This is a genomic window from Cytobacillus horneckiae (genome assembly GCF_002835735.1).
In the GTDB taxonomy this organism is placed as follows: Bacteria; Bacillota; Bacilli; order Bacillales; family Cytobacillaceae; genus Cytobacillus; species Cytobacillus horneckiae.
In genome coordinates this window covers 56208-81563 of the sequence record NZ_PISD01000011.1, presented here as the reverse complement: position 1 = coordinate 81563, position 25356 = coordinate 56208, and the positions used below count along the sequence as shown (strand labels likewise).

Genomic DNA, 25356 nt, shown 5'->3' with positions numbered 1-25356 from the left:
CGTATTTCTATCATACGTTTAAACAGCACAGCAATGGGATGGTTCCCATTGCTTTTTTTCGTGCCAAATTCAGGTAGGGAAAGTGCTTTTTGTACATACAGGCGGCAGAAAAAGCTATAACGAATGTATGAGAAAGAAGGGAAAAAAGTGGCTTTAATTGTGCAAAAGTTTGGCGGTACCTCAGTTGGTTCCATTGATCACATTCAAAATGTGGCAAATCGAGTGATTGAAGAGAAAAATAATGGAAATGATGTAGTCGTGGTTGTTTCTGCAATGGGAAAGACGACAGATAAGCTAGTCGGAATGGCAAGAGAGTTGTCAACGAATCCTAGCAGACGAGAGATGGATATGCTCTTATCTACAGGTGAGCAAGTGACCATTTCGTTATTGACGATTGCGTTAAATGCTAAAGGCTATGCAGCAACATCATTGACAGGATGGCAGGCTGGAATTAAAACGGAAGCTGTACACGGAGATGCAAGGATTACGGATATTGATGCATCGATTGTATCAAAGGAAATTTCTGAAGGTAAGATTGTCATCGTAGCTGGATTTCAAGGCTTAGCTGAAGGCGGGGCAATCACAACGCTTGGCAGAGGTGGCTCAGATACAACCGCAGTTGCTCTAGCAGCTGCTTTGAAAGCAGAAAAATGTGATATTTATACAGATGTAACAGGTGTATTTACGACAGATCCCCGTTATGTGAAGAATGCTAGGAAACTGTCGGTCATTTCGTATGATGAAATGCTTGAGCTGGCCAATTTAGGTGCGGGTGTCCTTCATCCAAGAGCTGTTGAATTTGCAAAGAATTATCAAGTTTCATTGGAAGTGCGTTCAAGTATGGAGAAAGAATCAGGTACATTAATTAAGGAGGAAATAGATATGGAGCAAAATCTGGTTGTAAGAGGTGTAGCATTTGAAGATGATATCACACGAGTGACCATTTTAGGGTTATCCAACTCCCTTACTGGCCTTTCATCTATTTTCTCATTGCTAGCTAAAAATCATATTAATGTAGACATTATTATTCAAAGTATCACAGAATCTAACCCTGCAAGTCTTTCATTCTCGATTAAAAATGAAGATTTAACTGAAACAGTAAAGATTCTCGAAAAACACCGTGATGAATTGCAATATGAAAGTATTGAATGGGAATCTCAACTTGCTAAAATCTCAATTGTCGGCTCTGGCATGATTTCCAACCCTGGAGTAGCGGCGGAGATGTTCAATGTTCTTTCGCAAAATCAAATCCAGGTCAAAATGGTTAGCACATCAGAAATAAAAGTGTCGGCAGTTATCGATCAAAGGAAAATGCTAGAAGCCGCGCAAATTTTACATGACGCATTCGAATTATCAGGAAAACTAGTGAATTCTTAAGAGTTGATAACAAAACAAAAAGCTTTCGGTTGTGAAAGCTTTTTGTTTGGTGAGTAAACTGTATTTGACCAAAAACAAACATAATAATAAGAAAGGTGGCGTTCGCTGAAAAATGGACGAACATATTACTCTGTGCTGTCTTTTTTATCCCATTTTACAGTGAATAGCACCTTTCCGCCTTTTTTACGGGGATGCTCAAAAGCTTCACAGACAACCTCTTTTTTTTGTTCAATTTGCTGGGCGATAAAGCCTGCTTCAAGCTGAAAGGTTGTTTGCGGATTCTTTTTAAAACGTGAAGCAAATAAAGGACTTGATAATTCTAGTTCCATTTCTTTTTGATCTTCACTTAATTTATCAAGCTTTCCCCACCCTGCTTGCTGAAAAAAATCTACAATTTCATCTGTGGATGATAATGGGTATTTACGAGCTAATCTTTTACCAGCCCAATATAAAATGTCAGCTGTATCTTTACCTAATAGATCAAGTAAAAGATCTTCGCGGATTAATTCGTAGCCAAAAGAAGGCACTGTTTCTGCAGGTAATTCTGTTAAAGCTTCCGAAGATGGCATTGTACTCTAGTCTCCCCTCTTTCTATGAGTCTATTATATACAATTTACTTTTAATTTACTCATACGTACAGTAAAAAAGGTATGATTTTTTCATTGTATCAGAAATGTAAAACTTGGTAATAAAAATGATAATGGCTGAGGACTGTAAAAAAACAATCTTTTGGAAAGATTTTTTTATGTAAGTTTTTTCTTCTGCTTTTGTTATTTTAATATATTTGCACTCCATAATAATAATAGAAAAAGTGACAGAAATACAGGATTTGTATGAAATCTATATATTTAAAAAATTTTCGTAATATCGGCAAAAACATGTATCCGTTTTCTTGACGCTCTCTATTCTTGGGAGTAAAATGGACATGTCATATAAATGTAGGAAAATGATTTGCTTTGCATTTTCTATTTGATGTGAGGGATATCACAAACTAAATTAATTCCAATGCATCATGCGACAAAATCAAGGGGGTAAACTAATGGCGGGTAACAGAGAGTTTTTCAATCGCAAATTGCATTCATTGCTTGGCGTTATACCTGTTGGGGTGTTCTTAATCCAACACTTAGTAGTGAACCATTTTGCAACAAGGGGAGAAGAGGCATTTAATAGTGCATCACATTTCATGGAAAGTCTACCTTTTAGATATTTTCTTGAAATTTTCATTATTTTCTTGCCTTTACTTTATCATGCAATATATGGTCTTTATATCGCTTTTACTGCAAAAAACAATACAACGAAATATGGATATTTCCGTAACTGGATGTTCTACCTTCAACGTATTACTGGTGTCGTTACGTTGATTTTCGTTGTTTGGCATGTTTGGGAAACGCGGATTGCAGCCGCTTTAGGTGCAGACGTGAACTACCAAATGATGGCCGACATTTTAGCTAATCCATTCATGCTTGTGTTCTATATTGTAGGTGTTCTTTCTGCTATTTTCCACTTTGCTAACGGATTATGGTCATTCATGGTTAGCTGGGGAATCACAGTTTCACCAAGATCACAAGTTATTTCAACATATGTAACACTAGGTGTTTTTGTTGCTTTATCAATTGTAGGTATTCGCGCAATCTTTGCATTTGTTTAAGAAACAGAATACATACAGTTTTGAAAACGTTCGGACTTTATAGTTGTACAAGTATTAAGGGAGTGAGCCAAAATGGGTAAAGGAAAAGTAATCGTTGTCGGCGGCGGATTAGCCGGATTAATGGCAACAGTAAAAATTGCTGAAGCAGGTGGACAGGTCGAGTTATTTTCTTTAGTACCAGTTAAACGTTCTCACTCTGTTTGTGCCCAAGGGGGTATTAACGGAGCGGTTAATACAAAAGGTGAAGGGGATTCTCCATGGATCCACTTTGATGATACAATTTATGGTGGCGACTTCCTTGCAAACCAGCCTCCAGTAAAAGCGATGGCTGATGCAGCGCCGGGAATCATCCACTTATTTGACCGTATGGGTGTTATGTTTAACCGTACACCTGAAGGACTATTAGATTTCCGTCGCTTTGGTGGAACACAGCATCACCGTACTGCTTTTGCAGGCGCAACAACTGGTCAGCAATTGCTATATGCATTGGATGAGCAAGTTCGCCGTCATGAAGTAGCCGGATTAGTAACAAAATATGAAGGCTGGGAATTCTTAGGGTCTGTCATTGATGATGAAGGTGTTTGCCGTGGGGTCGTTGCGCAAAACTTAACATCAATGGAAATCAAATCTTTTGCTGCTGATGCGGTAATTATGGCATCTGGCGGACCGGGAATTATTTTCGGAAAATCAACAAATTCAATTATCAATACAGGATCTGCGGCTTCTATCGTGTATCAGCAAGGTGCATACTATTCAAATGGCGAATTCATTCAAATTCACCCGACTGCGATTCCGGGAGATGACAAATTACGTCTAATGAGTGAATCTGCTCGCGGTGAAGGCGGACGTGTATGGACTTACAAAGATGGTAAGCCTTGGTATTTCCTGGAAGAGAAATATCCTGCATACGGAAATCTCGTTCCGCGTGATATTGCTACACGCGAAATCTTTGATGTTTGTGTAAACCAAAAACTAGGTATCAATGGTGAAAACATGGTTTACCTAGATTTATCACATAAAGATCCTAAAGAACTTGATATTAAGCTTGGCGGAATCATTGAAATTTATGAGAAATTCCAAGGTGAAGACCCTCGTAAAGTTCCAATGAAAATTTTCCCTGCCGTTCACTACTCAATGGGCGGATTATGGGTAGATTATGACCAAATGACAAATATTCCTGGATTATTTGCTGCAGGAGAGTGTGATTATTCTCAGCATGGTGGCAACAGATTAGGCGCAAACTCACTTCTTTCTGCTATTTACGGCGGAATGGTTGCTGGACCTAAAGCGCTTGAATATATTAGCGGACTTGAAAAGAGTAGTGAAGATTTATCTTCTTCAATATTTGACCGTCATGTACAACAAGAAGAGGAAAAATGGAATCACATTATGTCTCTTGATGGAAACGAGAATGCGTATGTTCTTCATAAAGAGCTTGGTGAGTGGATGACTGATAACGTAACGGTTGTACGACATAACGATAGACTTTTAAAAACAGACCAAAAGCTTGTAGAGCTTCTTGAGAGATATGAAAATATCAACATTAACGATACGGCTAAATGGAGCAACCAAGGTGCAGCATTTACACGTCAGTTGCAAAATATGCTTCAATTAGCACGTGTAATAACGATCGGTGCGTATAATCGTAATGAAAGCCGTGGGGCTCATTACAAACCGGACTTCCCAGAACGTAACGATGAGGAATTCTTAAAAACAACAATGGCGAAATTTGTTGATAGCAAATCGGCTCCACAGTTCCATTATGAAGAGGTTGATATCAGCTTAATCGAGCCACGTAAGCGTGACTACACTAAGAAACACTAAGAAAAATTAAGAGAAAGGGGAGTAATAAGACATGTCAGAAGCAGCAGTAAAATCAAAAACCGTTTTATTTTCAGTTACTCGTCAGGATTCTCCAGATTCAGCCCCTTATCAGGAAGAATTTGAGGTAGAATACCGCCCGAATATGAACGTGATTTCCGCATTAATGGAAATTAGACGTAATCCTGTTAATACAAAAGGTGAACATACAACTCCGATTAATTGGGATATGAACTGTCTTGAAGAAGTTTGTGGTGCATGTTCAATGATTATTAACGGTAAACCACGCCAATCCTGTACAGCTCTAATTGATCAATTAGAACAGCCTATTCGCTTAGAGCCGATGCGCACTTTCCCTGTTGTTCGTGACCTGCAAGTAGATCGCAGCCGCATGTTCGACTCACTTAAAAAGGTGAAAGCGTGGATTCCTATCGATGGAACTTACGATTTGGGTCCAGGGCCTCGTATGCCTGAGAAAAAACGCCAATGGGCATATGAACTATCAAAATGTATGACTTGCGGGGTTTGCCTTGAAGCTTGTCCAAACGTAAACAGTAAATCAGACTTTATCGGTCCTGCCCCTGTTTCACAAGTTCGCTTATTCAACTCTCACCCAACTGGTGAAATGAATAAAGCAGAACGTTTGGAGGAACTAATGGGTGATGGCGGACTTGCTAACTGCGGTAACTCACAAAACTGTGTGCAATCATGCCCGAAAGGAATTCCTTTAACGACTTCAATCGCGGCATTAAATCGCGACACAACATTACAATCATTCAAAAACTTCTTCGGAAGTGACAGAGTATAATAAAAGAATTCGAAAGAGAGCATGTTCAACTGGGACATGCTCTCTTTTTTTTTTCTACTCAAAAATCATTATTTCCAAGAAAATAAGTTGCTTCTTGAAAAAAGACAAAGACTTTCGGCCTCTTTTATTTGAAAATTAGCACTTTATACATATATTTGTTGGAAAATATTACTCATACTAATTTCTTATTTTTGACAATTTTTGCTGAATCTCCCCGAAAAGTAAACACGAATTAACGAAAACCTGTTATAGTTCAAATGTTGAAAGTTTCAGAAAAAAATGTATAGAGGAGGAGCAGAATGAAGCTCGCAAAAAATCGGGTTATAGCCTTTTTGACTATTTTTATGTTAGTTTTTTCTAGTTTTAGTCCTTTAATTGGACAGGCTGCAAGCAGTGATGAACTGACAGTTGAAGATGCAATTAGAAATAATCAAGGAACCGCAACAGTAGAAGGGTACATAGTCGCACATACCGTAGCAACAAATAATTATAAATTTAGTCCACTGTTCAATAATGACTTTAATATAGCAATTGCAGACAGCGCGGATGAAACAGATCCAGCTAAGATTTTGCCAGTGCAACTAACGGCTGATTTTCGAGCTAAATTTGGACTGCAAACGAATCCTAACATTATTGGGCAAAAAGTAACAATTACCGGGAAATTAGAAAGCTATTTCACTGTTCCTGGTTTAAAGAGCCCGACAGCAATGTCTTTTACAGATGAAGAGCCTGGTGATGGGGGTGAAAACCCATTTGAAGGAATTGAAGGGCTGCGCATCCATGACATACAAGGGGCAGACCACAATTCACCATATGCGGATGAGAATGTAAAAGCTGTACAAGGCGTTGTAACGAAGGTTGTGGATGCTCGTAATTTCTACATGCAAGATGTGGAACCAGATGATAACCCTCATACTTCTGAAGGAATTCTTGTATATAAGCCCGCTCATAATATCCGCGCAGGAGATTTGGTTGAAGTGGACGGCCTCGTGAAGGAATGGGTATTAGACGGTTATGATGAAAAATTACAAACTGACTTGGCTATGACTGAAATTAATGCGCAAAACGGAAATCTTCGTGTTGTTTCATCAGGAAATGAACTACCAGAGCCAGTCATTCTCGGTAAGGATTTGCCTATCCCTACAGATGTAATTGATAACGATCAATTTTCTGTTTTTGACCCTGAAGAAGATGGAATTGATTTTTATGAAAGCATTGAGGGAATGCGAGTAGCTGTAGAAAATCCATTAGTCGTCGCTCCGCAAAAATATGGAGAAGTGCCAGTTATAGCAGAGCAAGTGGAAGGGAAAACCTATTCTGAACAAGGCGGTATATTGCTTGCTGAGGGTAATCAAAATCCTGAGAGATTGCACTTGTTGCTTGAGGATCGAAATTATGTAGCGAAAGCAGGCGACAGCTTTGACGGTACAGTAGCTGGTGTAATCAGTTATGGATATAGCAATTATAAAGTTCTTGTTGATATGGATTCTTTGCCACCATTGAACGAAAGCGAGAATACGCCAATAAAAACAGAACTTGGCAACGATGAAAACAAACTGACAGTGGCTTCGTATAATATTGAGAATTATTTTGCAGGTACTAGCCAAGAAAAAACAGATAGAATCGCACAATCAATGATCAATGAGCTAAACTCGCCTGATATTATTGGTCTTGTTGAGGTGCAGGATGACAATGGACCAACAGATAATGGCACAACAACGGCAGAAGCAAGTTATGAAAAACTAATTGAAACAATCAAATCCCATGGCGGTCCTACATATGCATGGACAGATATTGCTCCTGCAGATAAGCAGGACGGCGGTCAGCCTGGCGGGAATATTCGTGTTGGGTATTTATACAACCCTGAAAGAGTCACTTTGAAAGAAGCGGCTAAAGGGGGAGCAACAGATGCAGTTGCTTATGAAAATGGCAGTTTAACATTAAATCCAGGCAGAATTGATCCTGAAAATCCAATCTTTGAATCTACGAGGAAATCACTTGCCGCTCAGTTTGAGTTTAACGGTGAAGATGTAGTAGTGATTGCGAACCACTTTAATTCTAAGACTGGGGATCAGCCTTTATTCGGAAGAAATCAACCTCCTGAATTGGGAAGTGAAGCAAAGCGGATTGAAATTGCTGAAGTGATTAATGGGTTTGTAAAAGATATTCATGCTGAAAATCCTGAAGCAAATGTAGTCGTTTTAGGTGACATGAATGATTTTGAATTTACACCAACGCTTGACGCTTTAAAAGGTGAAGAACTGACAAATATGGTGGAAGCATTAGATGAAAATAAAAGATTCACCTACAATTATCAAGGGAATGCACAAGTTTTAGACCATATTTTAGTATCAAATCATTTAGCTGAAGCGGCGAATATTGATATTTTAAATATTAATTCATTGTTTATGGAAACTCATGGACGTGCAAGTGACCATGATCCATTAGTTGTCGAGTTGACATTGGAAGAAACAGAACAAAATGATGGGCCATTTAATATGAGTATTTTGCATACGAATGATACGCATGCACATCTAGATAATGTCCCTCGCCTTTTCACAGCAGTAAATCAAATGAGAAATGAAAAAGAAAATACATTGCTATTAGATGCTGGAGACGTGTTCTCAGGCACCCTGTTTTTTAACTATTATCTTGGACAGGCAGACTTAGAGTTTATGAATCGATTAGACTATGATGCTATGACCTTTGGCAATCATGAATTTGATAAAGATTCTCAAGTTTTAGCAGATTTTATAAGCAATGCCGAGTTCCCATTTGTCAGTGCGAACGTAAATGTTTCCAATGACGAAATTCTAAATCCATTAAAAGTAAATGAATTTGGCCAGCCAGGAGAAGCAGGAAAGATTTATCCGGCTATCATCAAAGAAATTGATGGAGAAAAAGTTGGAATTTTCGGCTTAACAACAGAAGATACTGCATTTTTAGCAAACCCTAGTGATGATATTGTTTTTGAGGATGCAATTGAAACATCCATTCAGACGGTGGAAGCTCTTAAAGCTGAGGGTGTGAATAAGATTATTGCCCTAACTCATTTAGGCTTCAATCCTGATAAGCGCCTTGCTGAAGAAGTAAAGGGTATCGATATTATTGTTGGCGGCCACTCTCATACAAAAATAGAAAGTCCAGTCGTTTTTCATGAGAATGAAGAACCGGTCCTTATTGTTCAGGCAAATGAGTATAATAATTATCTTGGCAGCTTGGACGTGATTTTTGACGAAGAGGGTGTGCTTACTGAATGGAATGGAAAGCTTTTAGATCTTCTTGCGAAAGATGGCAATGGTGAATTTATATACGAAGAAGATGTATGGGCAAAACAAAGATTAGCAGAATTAAGTGTTCCATTAGAGGAGCTAAAACAGCAAGTGGTCGGACATACAGAGGTTCCATTAAATGGTGAAAGAACGGATGTAAGAACGAAGGAAACAAATTTAGGAAATCTTATTGCGGATGGAATGCTTAAAAAGGCAAATGAATCTGTCAGCACTCAAATCGCTATGCAAAATGGCGGTGGAATAAGATCATCAATCGCTGAAGGCGATATTACTCTTGGTGATGTGTTAACGGTCATGCCTTTCGGTAATATGCTTGTGACATTAGATTTAACGGGTGCGGAAATTGTTGCTGCATTAGAGCATAGCGTAGCAGCGGTTGAAAATGGAGCGGGGCAATTTATGCAAGTGGCAGGCCTTCGTTTCAAATACGATGTTGAGCAGCCGGCAGGAGAACGTGTTCATTCTGTAGATGTACTGATTGATAATGAGTATGAGGCAATTGATTCCGAACGCACATATACAGTGGCGACAAATGCGTTTACTGCGGATGGCGGCGACGGCTATGATATGTTTAAAGTTGCAAAAGATGAAGGTCGCATCACTGAGCTGTTTGAGGTAGATTATGATGTGTTTGCAACTTACTTAGAGAATAATAGTCCAGTAGCACCAGAAGTAGAAGGCAGAATTATAGAGGAGCCAAAATCCGATGGCGGCGAACCAGGCGAACCTGAAGAGCCAGGCAGTGCATGTAAGCCAGGTCCTGACGGAGATTGGAATAAATGTAAAGAAGAAATAAAAGAACATCTAAAAGAAAAAGCTAAACAAATAACAAAATGGATCTGGGAAATCATCAAAAAATTCTTAGGCTTCTAATTCTCAACCCATAATAAAGAATAACAAGCTCTACCCGAACCCTAAACGAAAACAATTCCAAAAAGAGGCCACCCCAACAAAGGGACAGGCCTCTTTTCCACTTTGTCGAATCTTGTAGGTGACAGGTACCTCCTTCTACTTGTAATTATTTTTACTTTTTAAATGTTCGAAAAAGTTATATAATAATGAAAAAGACTGAGCGCTCATTCATTTTGAGGTTAGGGGGAAGGCAACATGAAGAAGAATGATTATATTGACAATATTGTGGAATGGGAAGAGGAGTTTAGTTTTTATTATCCTGTGAAGGTGCGGTTTTCTGAAACAGATATGTTCGGGCACTTAAATAATACAATTCCTTTTATTTATTTTGAGGAAGCAAGAATTGAATATTTAAAAAGCCTTGGTTTAATGGACGATTGGGTTAGCAAGAAGAACGAAACATTTATTGTAGTGGCGGATTTACATTGTGATTTTGCTAAACAGGTATTTTTTGATGAAAGATTGCATATATATGTGAAGGCGGATTCTATCGGCAATTCATCGGTAGATATCCATTATATGGGCAAGCGCGAAAATGGAGAAATCTGCTTCACTGGAAGGGGTACAGTCGTGCAAATCTCTAAGCTGACTGGAAAAGGTGTACCTTGGACGGACGAGATGAAGCAGGCATTTCAAAAAAAAATAAATGTAAATGTTTAAGCTGGACAAGAGTACATTTTAAAAATAAACATTCTCTGGATGGTCATTTTCAGTCACTCCAAGTGTTTTTCGTACATATGATATGATGACTAATATACACCCACCCCGCGATTCATGGCTGGCGAAAGGCAAGGAGGGTTACAATACTTGAAGGAGAATGATTATACTCACAAGCCATTACTAACAAAACGAGAAAGAGAAGTATTCGAGCTGCTAGTACAGGATAAAACAACTAGGGAAATCGCTGGTGAATTGTTTATAAGCGAAAAAACAGTTCGGAACCACATATCTAATGCCATGCAAAAGCTTGGTGTAAAGGGGCGTTCTCAAGCTGTTGTAGAGCTCCTTCGTATGGGAGAGCTAGAACTATAATCAAAGACCGGCAATCCATTTGGGTTGCCGGTTAACATTTTTCAGCGAGTTTTTCTCTTTTTTAAATTCACACTTGTTAATGGCCGGGTGGTGATTGGAAATCATAAATCAACTCTGCTTTAGTATTTAAATATTATGATATAAAAACGAGCCTGTGAGGCTCTTTTTTATTTAAAGTAAACATTTTTAATCTTACGGTTTAGGTTTTATCCTCCAGGAAAAGTAACAAGAGAATTATTGAGTAAGCATGAACAAAAAGGTTTATTTATTCTTTTTAGGTTTTGAATAATTAGGTATAAGTAAAAAGCCAATAATGAATATGACAATAGAGATGTATCTGATAACGTCATACTGATTATGTATATTTAACAAATACATATTAATAATCATTATTATGGACCCAAAAAGAGCGAGAGAAATGCCAAAATATCGATATTTCACCATGTGAACGACCTTCTTTAGTGAACAAAAGAGTGAATGAATACAACACTACGCTTTAAATTTCTTTTCTATGTATACCCAAGCAAAGTAAATAACCCAACAAATTAAAGGAACAATTACTGTAAGAAAAATTTTATCAGCTGGTAGGATAAAAATTGAAATGATAAAAATTATGATCCCAGGGATAAAAAGAATAGCATATTTTTTCCAGTGCATATCCAAACCTCCATTGATGGGATGATTAAATTTACTGTATGTAGACCAATTATGTTTCAAGATAATAAGCCATTTAAATAGGGAGTTTAATATGGAAAAAGAAACAAATGATACAAGCGTTTGCCACATTATGGACAATCTAGAAAAGACGTAGGTGATTTATTAAGGTGTGTATTTCATTGATAGACTCAGTATCTTATGAAACTACATGATTATAAAAAGCTGTAAAAGAATGTTTGAAATGATTTATTGAAAGATTTGAAGAGGCCAATTTATTGATCCCTTCTTCGCTCCAAGTCTTGGATTCTCTTCTCTAATGAATGAACTTTATTCTCTAAATCTTTAGAAGGTAAAGTGCCGAGCTGCTTCTTTTTATATAATTCAAAGCCAGAGATGCCTAGGTATAACATAAGAAATGCAGTAGCGATACTTATCCAGAACATAAATGAATACCTCCGTATTTTTATGATTTGTATATATACGATTCAATCAGTTAAAAGATTCAATATTTTATAAAAAAGGTAGGTGCAGTTTCAGAGGAGAAAAAAGTAAGAATGCTCTCTCTCACTTTGCTGGCTAACTATACTATAAATGTCGGCTAGAAAATGCGGGTAAAAAATAAGCCCGTTAATCTAATGGGCTTATAGTATATGGACTACCTCAAGTTGCTTTACGGTGGTTTGACTTTTGATTGATGTCATGTATATCCAGGGGGTGTCTTATTAGCATCAATATATTTTTTCGTTGAGGAGCAGAAAAAGAATATTTAAAATTATATGTAAGCCTCAATTGTCCATTAAGGTTTTTAAATTGAGCAGCATTAATACTTTTAAACAATTTAGAAGTTTACTTTAAAAACAAAAAATCCATTTTTTATCGAAAAAAATTCCGCTAACAGGGTGTCTTTTTACTAGCTAGATGTTGATATCTTATAATAAGTAAATTCGAGTGAACGGTCGATAGTATATGACAACCAACATCCAGCAATCATCACAAAAGAGGAATGGGCGTAAGTGAAAAGTGAGTATCTACCCGATATTAAAATTACTTATGGATATAAACACACACCTTATCAAAATTAGCACGTAAAGCGAAAATTCGAGAGATTTCTAAAATATATTATAGAAGAAACAGATAGAAATATACATTACAGATTTAATTAGAAAACTTAAGAATAATCATTGATTTATATCTGAAAAGAGTGTGAGACTGAGATTGAGAAAACAAATATATATTGCTGTAGCAAAAAAATTAACGAACTTGTAATTAACACATGAACGAAGCCTTTGATCATTTCTATCATTCAGTTCAAACTTAAATCCATCTAGTACACATATGTCCGGTAACTTTTGACAGTGGTTTGCAATAGTGGACATCACAAATGCCATGAGAAAGCTTGATGTAAAGGAGCTTTCGCAAGCTGTTGTAGAGCTCCTTCGTATGAACGATAATCCAAGACCGGCATCCAATTAGATTGCCGGTTAACGCTTTCTGCGACTTTTTTTCTCTTGCTTACAATTCACGCTTGAATTTTCCGTAAAAAAAAGCGAAAATTAATGGACAAGGGAATTGATTCGATGACTATTGCCAGTATACAAAGAGTAGGAACTAATGGGAGTGTAGAGAATGGATGCCAGTGAACACAAAAACCAAGAAGTAAATGAGATTGTTGCCGATATTGAAAAAGATTTGCGCTATATTTCCGGTATCATTAAACAAAAGGGCAGGGAAATCTTAAGTAATTACACCATCACCCCTCCGCAATTTGTGGCCCTCCAATGGCTGCATGAAGATGGGGATATGACGATCGGTGAACTATCAACTAAAATGTTTTTAGCTTTTAGTACGACGACAGATCTTGTTGATCGCATGGAAAAAAATCATCTTGTCAAAAGGGTGAAGGACCCTAATGATCGCAGAGTTGTCCGCATCCACCTTCTGGAGGAAGGCGAAAGGATTATCGAAGAAGTGATTGATGAAAGGCAGTTATATTTACAGGCAGTATTAAAGCATTTTTCAAATGATGAAGTTTTGCATCTTAGGGAAAATTTACAACGTTTGCATCAAGATATGCGAATAGATTGAGGCGGTAAGAAAGTGAAACAACCAATTGGACTTATAGACTCGGGAGTTGGAGGCCTGACGGTAGCAAAGGAAATTATTAGACAGCTGCCGAATGAAAATATTATCTATCTCGGTGATACAGCGAGATGCCCGTATGGACCGAGAACAGGGGAAGAAGTTAAAGCCTTTACATGGCAAATGACGGATTTTTTAATGTCTAAAGGAATTAAAATGCTAATCATTGCATGTAATACAGCTACTGCAGTTGCCCTTGAGGAAATAAAAAAAGAATTGCCCATTCCAGTTATTGGCGTCATTTATCCTGGCGCTAGAACGGCGATTAAAGTAACGAATAACAATGTTGTAGGCATTATTGGCACGTTAGGCACCGTAAAAAGCAAAGCATACGAAATTGCTTTAAAAGAGATTAATAGCCGTACGATTGTGTATAGCTTGGCATGCCCTAAATTTGTCCCGCTAGTAGAAAGCGGTGAATATGACGGCGTTTTAGCTAAGAAAATTGTTTTTGAAACACTGGCTCCATTAACTAATCTTGGACTCGATACATTAATTTTAGGCTGTACGCATTACCCGCTGCTTGAAGATTTAGTAAAAAATGTAATGGGTAAAAAAGTAAAAGTCATCAGCTCCGGTGATGAAACAGCGCGGGAAGCTAGTACGATCCTTCATGATCGTGGCTATTTAAATAAAGAGGGCGAGCCGCCAATATATCAATTCTTTACAACAGGCTCTCCTGCAATTTTTTCAAAAATTGCATCGAAATGGCTGGAAAAAAAGATCGATAACGTTGAAAGAATTCAATTAGGCTAATCATTTGTCCCTCAAACTAGAAAAACACCGGATAAATATAGGTGTTTTTCTTTTTAGCTCATACTATCGGAAACACTGAGCCAGCACACTGACAATTTGCATCAAGAAAAGCAGTTCGTAAATCGTTTTTATAAATTTCAAATGAGGTGAGAATCATTGTTATTACAGGCTGAAGAATACTTGCAGCAATATTTTGGCTATGAATCTTTTCGTCCAGGCCAAAAAGAGATTATTCGAAATCTATTGGATGGAACAAATACGCTTGGCATTTTACCTACTGGAGGAGGTAAATCCCTCTGTTTTCAAATTCCTGCACTAATCAATGACGGGACAACTATCGTCATCTCTCCGCTTATTTCCCTCATGAAAGATCAAGTTGATGCTTTAATGACAGCAGGCATAAAGGCTGCATTTATTAACAGCACCTTATCCAATCAGGAATATCATGAAACGATTAATGGCATAAAACGAGGAGATTATAAGCTTGTTTACGCTGCGCCGGAAAGATTTGAATCTGAAAGCTTTATTCATCTCCTAAACTCTATTCAAGTATCGATGGTCGTTTTTGATGAAGCTCATTGCATATCGCAATGGGGACATGATTTCCGCCCAAGCTACCGCTCCATCGTACAGCATATCCAAACTCTCGAGCATAATCCTGTCATTGCTGCATTAACAGCTACTGCAACAAGAGATGTGGAAAGCGATATTTGCAGACTATTAGGGATAACGGAAGAGGATACATTCATAACTGGGTTTGCCCGTGAAAATTTAACATTTAATGTTATGAAGGGTGTCAATAAACGCGATTTTATTCAGCAATTTATAAAAAGGCGTCCACAAGAGTCAGGAATTATTTATACCTCCAGTAGAAAAGAAACAGATCAGCTGTATAATTTTCTAAAGTCGGGAAAATATGCTGTTGAAAAGTATCATGCGGGAATGTCTGAGAGTGCAAGGAAAGCGGCACAGAATGCATTTGTATATGATGAAGCGCAAATAATGATTGCAACGAATGCATTCGGAATGGGCATCGATAAATCGAATGTAAGATATGTTGTTCATTACAATATGCCGCGTAATATTGAAGCGTATTATCAGGAAGCAGGCCGTGCAGGACGTGATGGCGAGGAAAGTGAATGCTTCCTGCTGTATTCACCACAGGATGTTCAATTGCAAAAGTTTCTAATAGAAGAAACGAACTTAAATCAGTCTTTAAGAGAACAGGAATATGCAAAGCTTAAACAAATGGTAAACTACTGCCATACAGAAAAATGCCTGCAAACATATATTGTCGAGTACTTTGATGGTAGCACTGAGAAAGCATGCGGAAAATGCTCAAACTGTGTCGATAACCGCGAGTCAGTTGAAATAACGAATGAAGCACTTATGATATTCTCCTGCATTAAACGAATGGGTGAACGCTTTGGTGTGACATTAACAGCTCAAGTGCTGAAGGGCTCTAACAATAAAAGGATCAAAGAACTTGGCTTTCTAAAGCTATCTACCTTTGGATTAATGAAGCAGAGAACGGAAAAGAACATTGTTTCGATGATAAATTATCTCCTTGCTGAAGGCTATTTGACTTTAACGGACGGCAAATTTCCTGTCGTAAAGCTTTCGGCAGCCGCGGTACCAGTGTTAAAAGGTGAAGAGAAAATATTTATGAAAATAGCAAAAGAAGAAAAGCCGGAATCAGTTAAAACAAATGGCAATGAAGATTTATTTGCTAGTCTAAGGCAGCTGCGCAAGCAAATAGCAGATGAAGAGAATGTACCTCCATATGTTGTCTTTGCAGATACTGCATTAAGGGAAATGAGCGCTTATTTTCCAACGACAAAACAGTCGATGCTGAGCATTAAAGGTGTCGGTGCAATGAAGTTTGACAAATATGGTGAGAAATTTATAGGTGCGATTCAAGCGTTTGTTGAAGAACATAATATCCAAATTGAGCAGAGAATGCCAGATGAACAGAAGGACACGAAGGCAGACTCTGGTGTACCTAGCTATCTGCTATCCTTTGAAGCTTTTATTTCTGGAAAAGAGATTAAGGAGATTGCTAAGGAACGGAACTTTTCTCCGATAACGATTCAAAACCATATTATGAGAGCAGTGCAGGAAGGGCATGAATTAGATTGGCAAAATATTTTTGATGAGAATGTTGAACAGCAAGTACTCGAAGCGGCTGATAAAGTCGGCAATGATAAGCTGAAGCCAATAAAGGAACAACTGGATGATAAGATTGATTATTTCATGATTAAAGCAGTGCTAGTTAAAAATGAGCTAAACTAAATTTTTTTCTAGTTTGTCCAAATTTGTCTAAAGAATCCTATGATTTTTCTTTGTTAAGACGGTCTATTTTGTAAAAAGGCTCGTATACATGTAGTACAAACTGTCTTAGGAGGGAAAAGTTATGTCTATCAATAAAAAAACGACCATAGTGGTTTCCGCTGTACTCGTCTCATCAGCATTATTATCAGGGTGCGGCTTATTCGGAGGTGGAGATAAAAAAGAAAAAATCGACCCTCCACAAACGGTCTCGTACGAGGATGAAGATGTTGTAACAGAGGAATCAACAGAAGATGCAGACCAGGGTACTGAAGAGGCGGAAGCATCAACAGTGAAAACTGAATTATACTTAATTGATAATAACGGCTATGTTGTTTCGCAAGTTTTGGACTTGCCAAAAACAAACTCTGTAGCGAAACAGGCATTAGAACACTTAGTTGAAGATGGACCAGTAACAGAGGTATTGCCTAACAACTTCCGTGCTGTGCTTCCAGCTGGAACGAAGGTATCTGTTGATATTAAAAAGGACGTAGCCAATGTCGATTTCTCAAAGGAATTCAGTGAATACAAGCCAGAGGATGAGATGAGAATTCTTCAAGCAGTTACTTGGACACTCACACAATTTGATGGAGTGGAAAAAGTAAAAATGACACTCAATGGCAACGAAATGGATGAAATGCCTGTGAATGGTACGCCAATTGGTGAAACAACAAGCAGAGCAATCGGTATCAACTTTGATCATTCATTAGTAACTGATATTTCCAATACAAAACCTGTAACCGTGTATTATTTAGGCGGAGAAGAGGGGAATTACTACTATGTTCCCGTGACTAAGCGGGTATCCAATAAGAATGAAAATAATATCGAAGCAGTTGTTGCAGAGCTTGTGAAAGGGCCTGGAGCAGGAACAAATCTATCTCCATCGCTGGCAAAAGAAGTAGAGCTGTTAGAAAAGCCGGAAATGAAGGATGGGGTCGTTACGCTAAACTTTAACGAAGCTATCTACAGCAGCTTCGAAGATAAGTACGTCTCCGTAAACTTATTAAACGCACTCGTCCTATCACTAACAGAACAAAAAGGAATTGAGAGCGTTGCCGTTCAGGTGGATGGTAATGCAGATATTGTCAATGAAGACGGGAAGAAATTAGAGCCTGTAACAAGACCAGAGAATGTGAATACAGGCAGCTTCTAAACTTGTAATTAAAAAACAATATAGTAAAATAAAAAAGAGGTTGGCAATTGCCGCCTCTTATTTCATGTTTGTAAATGTGTCAAATACATATGATTACACCTGATTGCTGAAAGATTAGACAATGAGCGCACTTCAAACACCAAACAAAGCATAATAGTAACAGAAAAGGAAAGGATGGTTCTTGAAAATGAAAGAAATTATTATCGCAACAAAGAATGCAGGCAAAGCAAAAGAATTCAAACAGATGTTTCAACCCCTCGGATATGAAGTGAAAACATTGCTAGACTATCCGGAAATACCTGATGTTGATGAAACAGGAACAACCTTTGAAGAAAATGCAATATTAAAGGCGGAGGAAGTTTCAAAAGTACTAAAACAAATTGTTATTGCTGACGATTCGGGTCTTTCAATTGATGCACTTGAGGGCAGACCGGGCATTTTTTCTGCAAGATATGCAGGTGAAGAAAAAAGTGATGAAGCTAATATGGATAAGGTTTTGAACGAGATGAAGGATGTGCCTGATGGCAGCCGTACAGCAAGATTTTACTGCGCATTAGCAGTCGCCATTCCGGGAAAAGAGACATATACTGTTTCTGGGACTTGTGAAGGTGAAATTCTTCATGAAAGAAAAGGCTCTTACGGATTCGGCTATGATCCGATATTCTTTGCAATAGATAAAGGAAAGGCGATGGCAGAATTAGAGCCGGAGGAAAAGAGTGAAATCAGCCATCGTGCGCATGCGTTAAGATTGCTGGAAAAAGACTTGCCGACACTTTTTGGAGAGGGTCAGTCATGAAACTGCTGATTGTCAGCGACAGCCATGGCTGGTCAAATGAGCTGGCTGATATAAAAGCGCGTCACGAAGCTGACACCAATACTTTTATTCACTGCGGGGATTCAGAATTGCCTGCCTCATCTCCATTTCTGGATGGATATACGATTGTTCGCGGAAATTGTGATGCTGACAGCAGCTTGGCAAATGAGCAAATCAAGAGGATTGGCCATTTAACACTATATGTGACGCACGGCCACTTATACTCAGTCAAATCTTCGCTCATGAATCTCGCTTATAGAGCAGGCGAGATTGAGGCAGATATCGTTTGCTTCGGCCATTCGCATCTCTTAGGTGCAGAACTTCTCGAGGGCACATTATTCCTTAACCCTGGCAGTATAAGAATGCCGAGGGGAAGACAAGAAAAGACATATATGATATTGCGATTAATTGAAAATCGGGCAACCGTTTTTATTCACCAGCTGGACGGGACAGAACTAGTGGAATTGCGACAAAATTTCACCCTTCCAAAATCAATTTAGATGCAGTATAATTTGAGGGGGAATCCCCCTCAAATAAAGAATAATCTTCTTTTTTCATATTGACTTTGCATTATTCTGCTAGTATAATAAATCTTGTCTTTGAAAAATAAAAAATGTCCCAGTAGCTCAGCTGGATAGAGCAACGGCCTTCTAAGCCGTCGGTCGGGAGTTCGAATCTCTCCTGGGACGCCATTTAGCTACATATTTATCTACCGATATTAACCTCTAATTTGAGTAAGCCTACTCAAAATTAGAGGTTTTTTTATTGTCTAGGAGATATGAAAGTTCTTTTAGTTTAGGGTTATTCTCATCTAAACGAGGGGTAAGCCAGATGTTTGCATTATAGCTGAATAGGATGCTAGTTGTAAGATTATTTTGACTAAAAAATCCAGCCGAAAATTATGTGACGTCTGCCTGTTCTTTTTTCTAATTGAATAAAATTTGTGTCGAATTTCTTATGAATTAATTCCTATAAAAAAATAAATCTCCTAAATCTGGAGAGGTGTCCGCTCGCCCTGTGGAAAGCGAGCGTTAAGCCTCGGAGAATCCCAAACCTTTCATTTTTATTTTTTGGATGGGCTTCTCTACAGCTTCGAAAAACATGATCAATTATTCTGCTTTTCTTCAGTTTTTTTCCTTACTTCTGTGACGACATATACTCCTAAATAATACCGAAAATGAAACCTTAAATTAATTTTTTTCTAAAAAAAATTGTCTATCTAAAACATGAATATATCAACATTGTAAGCGGATACAACTAAACTGACTAATTCAAATTATCAAATAATTCTTGAAAAGGGTGTTGACGACAAAGGGAAATGGGCGTAAGATAGTCCTCAACAAAGCAAACAACTTAGCAGCAAACAATCGAGAGAAAGAAATTATTAAGGCAGCTTAGAAAATAACACCATTCTTTTATTTAAAATTTTAGTGGTTTAAAGCGTCAAACATTTTAAAACGATGATGAGGATAAGTAGTTTTTTGAGTTGGGATTTCCAGAGAGCCGGGGCAGCTGAAAACCGGTAATACCATCATTAAATGAACTCACCTCGGAGTGCATGCTTGAACAAATTGTTTAGTAGAGTATGCCGGGTGGCAGACCACCCGTTATCAAAACTTGACAGTGACTTGCTGTTAATGAGTGCACGTTTTTACGTGAATCAGGGTGGTACCGTGGATAGGTTCTCAAAGCCTTTTCATCCCTTTGACTAATTCAATTAGTCAGTATAGGGGATGGAAGGGCTTTTTATATTGATTTTTTATAGGGAGGTTATAGAGCGATGGTGCGGGAAGCTGCCTTAACAGAATTAAAAGCAGAAACCGAGACAGTCACAGGTGCAGACCTGTTAATGGCTGCCTTGGAGGAGGAAAACGTAGAAGTTGTTTTTGGTTATCCAGGAGGTGCTGTACTTCCGATTTATGACAAGATTTATGATGCGAAATTCCTTCATGTCTTGCCGAGGCATGAGCAAGGAGGCATACACGCAGCAGAAGGGTACGCGAGAATTTCTGGTAAACCGGGGGTTGTCATAGCCACATCGGGCCCCGGAGCAACAAATATTGTCACAGGTTTAGCTGATGCGATGATGGATTCACTTCCGATCGTAGCTTTTACAGGTCAGGTGGCGACTGGCGTAATTGGATCTGATGCCTTTCAAGAAGCAGACATTTTAGGGATTACAACACCGATTACAAAGTACAATATGCAAATTCGTAATTTAGAGGATATTCCTCGAATCATTAAAGAGGCATTCTATATTGCTACAAGCGGCAGGCCGGGACCAGTGCTCATCGATATTCCAAAGGATATTGCAGCTAGTATTACTAAACAGCCTGAAGCTCAGGAGATTCATTTGCCAGGATACCAGCCGACACTCAAACCAAACTTTTTGCAAATAAGAAAGCTTGCTGAGGCAGTATCAAAAGCAAAAAAACCGGTCATCCTCGCTGGTGCAGGCGTTTTACATGCAAAAGCTGCTGCTGAGCTATTGGCGTATGTGGAACAACAGGAAGTACCAGTTGTTCACACACTTCTAGGTCTCGGAGGTTTTCCAGCAGATCATTCATTATTCCTAGGAATGGGCGGCATGCACGGGTGCTATACAGCAAATATGGCATTATCCCAATGCGACTTGCTTATAAATATTGGCGCTAGATTTGATGACAGACTTACAGGAAATTTAGTTCATTTTGCTCCACATGCAACAGTTGCTCATATTGATATCGATCCTGCTGAAATTGGCAAAAATGTTCCTACATTGATTCCGATTGTAGCAGATGCAAAAGAAGCGCTAACCGCTCTGCTCACACATATGGAAGAAAAACCTGATCAGGCGGAGTGGATTGCTCAATTAAGAACATGGCAAGAAAAGCACCCTTATCATTACGACAAAGACTCGCCTAACTTAAAACCGCAGCAAGTGGTAGAAATGCTTCATGTAAAGACGAATGGAGAAGCCATTGTTACGACAGATGTCGGTCAGCACCAAATGTGGGCTGCTCAATATTATCAATTTAAAAATGCTGATCGCTGGGTAACATCCGGCGGGCTGGGAACGATGGGATTCGGATTGCCATCAAGTATTGGTGCACAACTTGCAGACCCGGAAGCTTGTGTCATAGCAATGGTTGGTGATGCTGGATTTCAAATGTCGACTCAGGAGATGGCAGTCATTAAAGAATTAAATCTCCCGATAAAAATCGCAATATTCAATAATCAATCATTGGGGATGGTTAGGCAATGGCAGGACTTTTTCTATCAATCTCGCTATTCTTACAGCAAAATTCCGGTGCAGCCATCGTTTGTAAAATTAGCTGAAGCCTATGATATTAATGGCTATACAATCACAAATGTAGAAGAAGCCGAAAGGGTGCTAGATGAAGTGCTACATACCCGTGAGCCGGTGCTATTAGATTTCAGAGTTGACAGCGAAGAGAATGTTTTTCCGATGATTGCTCCAGGCAAAGGGCTTCATGAGATGGTAGGTGTGAAAGAATGAAACGAATTATTTCATTATTAGTCATGAACGAGCCGGGCGTCCTTAACCGCATTACAAATTTATTTTCAAAGAGGAATTACAATATTGAAAGTATTTCAGTTGGGCTGTCAGAACATGATGGCATGTCAAGAATTACGTGTGTCGTTCATGTAGAGTCTGAGCAAATCAGTGAACAAATTACTAAGCAGCTGAATAAACAAATCGACATTATCAAAGTGACAGATATTACTGAGCAATCGGTTGTTGCAAGAGAATTAGCACTCATAAAGGTGCAATCAAGTCCGCAATCAAGAAATGAAATCTACTCATTAATTGAACCTTTCAGGGCTTCAGTCATTGATGTCAGCAAGGATAGTATGGTGATTCAAATTACAGGTGAGTCTGAGAAAATCGAAGCATTTGTTGAATTGATCAAACCATATGGAATTAAAGAATTAGCAAGAACTGGGACGACAGCTTTCCCGAGAGGCACTCAGCGTCAAAGCAATCAAAAAACCAACTTTTCAATCGTATAAATTCCAATAAATTTACAATAAAGAGGAGAATGTAAAATGGCAAAAATGTACTATAACGGAGATGCAAATCCATCCTATTTAAATGAGAAAACAGTAGCAGTAATCGGATACGGATCACAAGGTCATGCACATGCACAAAACATGAGAGACAGCGGTGTGAATGCCATCATCGGCCTAAGAAAAGGAAAGTCATGGGACCAGGCAGTTGAAGACGGTTTTGAAGTATATTCAGTAGGTGAAGCAACAGCGAAATCTGATGTAGTAATGATTCTTTTACCAGACGAATTGCAAACGAAAGTATACAAAGAAGAAATTGAACCGAATTTAACGAATCAGGCATTGATGTTTGCACACGGGTTCAACATTCATTTTAACCAAATTGTCGCTCCAAAGGACAGCGATGTGCTTCTAGTCGCTCCAAAAGGACCAGGACATCTAGTGAGAAGAACTTATGAGGAAGGTGCAGGTGTACCGGCGTTATTCGCAGTCCATCAAGATGTATCAGGCGAGGCAAGAGACCTTGCATTAGCATATGCAAGAGCAATCGGCGCTTTAAGAGCGGGCGGACTAGAAACGACATTTAAAGAAGAAACAGAAACCGATTTATTCGGTGAACAAGCGGTGCTGTGCGGCGGTTTAACATCACTTGTAAAAGCAGGCTTCGAAACTTTGACAGAAGCTGGATATCAGCCAGAATTAGCTTATTTTGAGTGTTTGCATGAACTCAAGCTCATTGTTGACCTTATGTATGAAGGCGGCTTAGAGGGAATGAGATATTCGATCTCAGATACAGCTCAATGGGGTGATTTCGTAAGCGGACCTCGCGTCGTTGATGAGCGCGTGAAGCAAGAGATGAAGGCGGTATTAAAAGATATTCAGGAAGGTAAATTTGCTAAAGGTTGGATCATGGAAAACCAAGTGAACCGTCCAGTATTTAACGCAATTAACAACAGAGAGAGCGAGCATCAAATTGAAAAGGTCGGCAGAGAATTACGCAAAATGATGCCGTTCGTCCAAAATAATAAAAAGAAAGAAGTGGTGATAAGTGCAAACCATTAATATATTCGATACGACGTTGAGAGATGGGGAACAATCGGCAGGCATTAATCTGAACTTTTCGGAAAAATTGGAAATTGCAAAGCAGCTTGAGCGTTTAAATGTCAATATCATTGAAGCTGGTTTTCCAGCTGCATCTAAAGGTGATTTCGCTTCTGTGAAAAGCATTGCTGAAACAGTGAAGAATGCTTCAGTTACTGGATTAGCAAGAGCGGTGTTAACGGATATAGATGCTGCATGGGGTGCATTAAAGGGCGGAGCGGAGCCAAGGCTGCATACATTCTTGGCTACCAGCCCGATTCATAGAGATTACAAATTAAAGATGACGAAGGAACAAGTGATTCAAACGGCAGTTGACACGGTGAAATATGCAGCCGAAAGATTTCCAATCGTACAATGGTCAGCTGAGGATGCCTCAAGAACAGAGCTTCCTTTCTTAGTCGAAATCGTAGAAAAGGTTATACAAGCAGGAGCTAAAGTCATTAATATCCCAGATACAGTGGGATATGCAACACCTGCGGAATATGGTGCCATTTTCAAATATTTAAGAGAACATGTTCCTTCTATAGATAAAGTTTCTCTGTCTGCTCATTGTCATGATGATCTTGGAATGGCTACAGCTAATTCACTCGCAGCAATAGAAAATGGTGTCACTCAAGTGGAAGGAACAATTAATGGAATCGGAGAAAGAGCAGGAAATGTAGCACTGGAAGAAGTTGCAGTCGCCCTCTATATTCGCAATGATTTTTACAAAGCGAATACGACGATGAATTTAAGTGAGATCAGCCGCACGAGCAGCCTTGTCAGCAAATTGACAGGCATGCCGGTACCTGCAAATAAAGCGGTGATTGGCGCCAATGCTTATGCGCATGAATCAGGCATACATCAGGATGGCGTACTAAAAGAAAAAACAACATACGAAATCATATCTCCACAATTAGTCGGCGTCCAAACAAATTCATTAGTTCTAGGCAAGCATTCTGGCCGTCACGCATTTAAAAACAGATTGGAAGAGCTAGGTTTGGATGTTCCTGAACAAGATATTAAAAATTTATTTACCGTTTTTAAAGATTTGGCAGATCGTAAAAAAGAAATGACAGACGATGATTTAGCAGCAATTGTATTAGAAGAAAAGCTGTCGAAAGATCAAAGCTTTTATGAACTGATTCAGATACAAATACAATATGGCACCAATCAGGTTCCGACTGCAACTGTCACTCTTTCCGGCGTAGGAAATGAAGTCATTCAGCAAGCCGGTACAGGTGCTGGAAGTATCGAAGCGCTCTACAACACATTGGAAACATGTGTGAACGGCTCTATCAGCCTATTGGATTATCGCATCCAATCCGTAGGAGCGGGCAGAGATGCGCTAGCTCAAGTATATGTGAAATTGACCTATGAAGGTATTGAAACAAGCGGCCGCGGACTTGCTCAAGATGTACTTGAAGCATCAGCAAAAGCCTACTTAAATGCAATCAACCGCGTGATCTATATGAAGGAGAAAGAAACACCAGTTATGCAAAGTCATTTAATAATATATTAAACCGG

The 25356-nt window shown here is 38.8% G+C and carries 20 protein-coding genes, 1 tRNA gene and 1 other annotated feature; of the genes, 19 read left to right on the top strand and 2 right to left on the bottom strand.

The features are described from left to right. Positions 1–147 precede the first annotated feature (147 nt). The gene (locus tag CWS20_RS06460) at positions 148–1377 is read left to right on the top strand and encodes an aspartate kinase (protein ID WP_066192066.1); all 1230 of its coding nucleotides are present in this window, start codon (positions 148–150) and stop codon (positions 1375–1377) included. Between the two features lie 125 nt (positions 1378–1502). Here the strand turns inward: CWS20_RS06460 and CWS20_RS06455 are convergent, their stop codons facing one another. Further along, positions 1503–1946 carry a YslB family protein gene (locus CWS20_RS06455; RefSeq protein WP_066191553.1) on the bottom strand — a complete coding sequence of 148 codons (444 nt, stop codon included), beginning with the start codon at positions 1944–1946 and terminating at the stop codon, positions 1503–1505. 470 nt (positions 1947–2416) lie between these two features. On the opposite strand from CWS20_RS06455, the gene CWS20_RS06450 reads away from it, so the two are divergent. From CWS20_RS06450 to CWS20_RS06425, 6 genes are all read left to right on the top strand, one after another. Continuing rightward, a complete protein-coding gene (locus CWS20_RS06450; protein WP_066191555.1) occupies positions 2417–3025 on the top strand; it encodes a succinate dehydrogenase cytochrome b558 subunit in 609 nt (202 codons plus the stop codon). A gap of 72 nt (positions 3026–3097) precedes the next feature. Next, positions 3098–4849 carry a succinate dehydrogenase flavoprotein subunit gene (gene sdhA / locus CWS20_RS06445; RefSeq protein WP_066191557.1) on the top strand — a complete coding sequence of 584 codons (1752 nt, stop codon included), beginning with the start codon at positions 3098–3100 and terminating at the stop codon, positions 4847–4849. A gap of 31 nt (positions 4850–4880) precedes the next feature. Continuing rightward, positions 4881–5654, top strand: coding sequence for a succinate dehydrogenase iron-sulfur subunit (gene sdhB, locus CWS20_RS06440; protein ID WP_066191561.1), 774 nt, complete (start codon positions 4881–4883; stop codon positions 5652–5654). A 299-nt stretch (positions 5655–5953) separates the two neighbouring features. Continuing rightward, entirely contained in the window at positions 5954–9820 is a 3867-nt protein-coding gene (locus CWS20_RS06435; RefSeq protein WP_066191564.1) for a 5'-nucleotidase C-terminal domain-containing protein, read from the top strand. Between the two features lie 234 nt (positions 9821–10054). Next, positions 10055–10519 carry an acyl-CoA thioesterase gene (locus CWS20_RS06430; protein WP_066191566.1) on the top strand — a complete coding sequence of 155 codons (465 nt, stop codon included), beginning with the start codon at positions 10055–10057 and terminating at the stop codon, positions 10517–10519. A gap of 147 nt (positions 10520–10666) precedes the next feature. After that, positions 10667–10891, top strand: coding sequence for a helix-turn-helix domain-containing protein (locus tag CWS20_RS06425; protein WP_066191568.1), 225 nt, complete (start codon positions 10667–10669; stop codon positions 10889–10891). Positions 10892–11820: 929 nt separating this feature from the next. On the opposite strand, the gene CWS20_RS27920 is transcribed toward CWS20_RS06425, so the two are convergent. Further along, on the bottom strand, positions 11821–11991 hold the full coding sequence (locus tag CWS20_RS27920) for a hypothetical protein (protein WP_157090489.1): 171 nt from the start codon (positions 11989–11991) through the stop codon (positions 11821–11823). Positions 11992–12916: 925 nt separating this feature from the next. On the opposite strand from CWS20_RS27920, the gene CWS20_RS06420 reads away from it, so the two are divergent. From CWS20_RS06420 to CWS20_RS06365, 12 genes are all read left to right on the top strand, one after another. Further along, positions 12917–13021 carry a spore gernimation protein gene (locus CWS20_RS06420; protein WP_101226251.1) on the top strand — a complete coding sequence of 35 codons (105 nt, stop codon included), beginning with the start codon at positions 12917–12919 and terminating at the stop codon, positions 13019–13021. 153 nt (positions 13022–13174) lie between these two features. Next, a complete protein-coding gene (locus tag CWS20_RS06415) occupies positions 13175–13633 on the top strand; it encodes a MarR family winged helix-turn-helix transcriptional regulator (protein WP_066191570.1) in 459 nt (152 codons plus the stop codon). 12 nt (positions 13634–13645) lie between these two features. Then, the gene (gene racE, locus CWS20_RS06410) at positions 13646–14443 is read left to right on the top strand and encodes a glutamate racemase (protein WP_066191572.1); all 798 of its coding nucleotides are present in this window, start codon (positions 13646–13648) and stop codon (positions 14441–14443) included. Between the two features lie 156 nt (positions 14444–14599). Then, the gene (recQ, locus tag CWS20_RS06405) at positions 14600–16735 is read left to right on the top strand and encodes a DNA helicase RecQ (protein ID WP_066191575.1); all 2136 of its coding nucleotides are present in this window, start codon (positions 14600–14602) and stop codon (positions 16733–16735) included. Between the two features lie 121 nt (positions 16736–16856). Then, complete coding sequence (locus CWS20_RS06400) at positions 16857–17924, top strand: GerMN domain-containing protein (RefSeq protein WP_066191580.1); 1068 nt, start codon at positions 16857–16859, stop codon at positions 17922–17924. A 187-nt stretch (positions 17925–18111) separates the two neighbouring features. Continuing rightward, positions 18112–18720: an XTP/dITP diphosphatase gene (locus tag CWS20_RS06395; protein ID WP_066191583.1), complete on the top strand. Its 609-nt coding sequence runs from the start codon at positions 18112–18114 to the stop codon at positions 18718–18720. Beyond that, positions 18717–19238: a metallophosphoesterase family protein gene (locus CWS20_RS06390; RefSeq protein WP_066191586.1), complete on the top strand. Its 522-nt coding sequence runs from the start codon at positions 18717–18719 to the stop codon at positions 19236–19238. The genes CWS20_RS06395 and CWS20_RS06390 overlap by 4 nt, the downstream gene beginning before the upstream one ends. Positions 19239–19353: 115 nt before the next feature. Then, positions 19354–19430 (top strand) — tRNA-Arg (locus CWS20_RS06385). Between the two features lie 759 nt (positions 19431–20189). Further along, positions 20190–20445: a binding site (T-box leader), on the top strand. A 73-nt stretch (positions 20446–20518) separates the two neighbouring features. After that, a complete protein-coding gene (ilvB, locus tag CWS20_RS06380; protein WP_066191589.1) occupies positions 20519–22237 on the top strand; it encodes an acetolactate synthase large subunit in 1719 nt (572 codons plus the stop codon). Then, positions 22234–22752, top strand: coding sequence for an acetolactate synthase small subunit (gene ilvN / locus CWS20_RS06375; RefSeq protein ID WP_066191591.1), 519 nt, complete (start codon positions 22234–22236; stop codon positions 22750–22752). Before ilvB ends, ilvN begins: the two co-directional genes overlap by 4 nt. Positions 22753–22788: 36 nt before the next feature. Beyond that, a complete protein-coding gene (gene ilvC, locus CWS20_RS06370; RefSeq protein ID WP_066191594.1) occupies positions 22789–23811 on the top strand; it encodes a ketol-acid reductoisomerase in 1023 nt (340 codons plus the stop codon). Beyond that, complete coding sequence (locus tag CWS20_RS06365; RefSeq protein ID WP_066191596.1) at positions 23798–25351, top strand: 2-isopropylmalate synthase; 1554 nt, start codon at positions 23798–23800, stop codon at positions 25349–25351. Before ilvC ends, CWS20_RS06365 begins: the two co-directional genes overlap by 14 nt. The last annotated feature ends 5 nt before the right edge of the window (positions 25352–25356 follow it).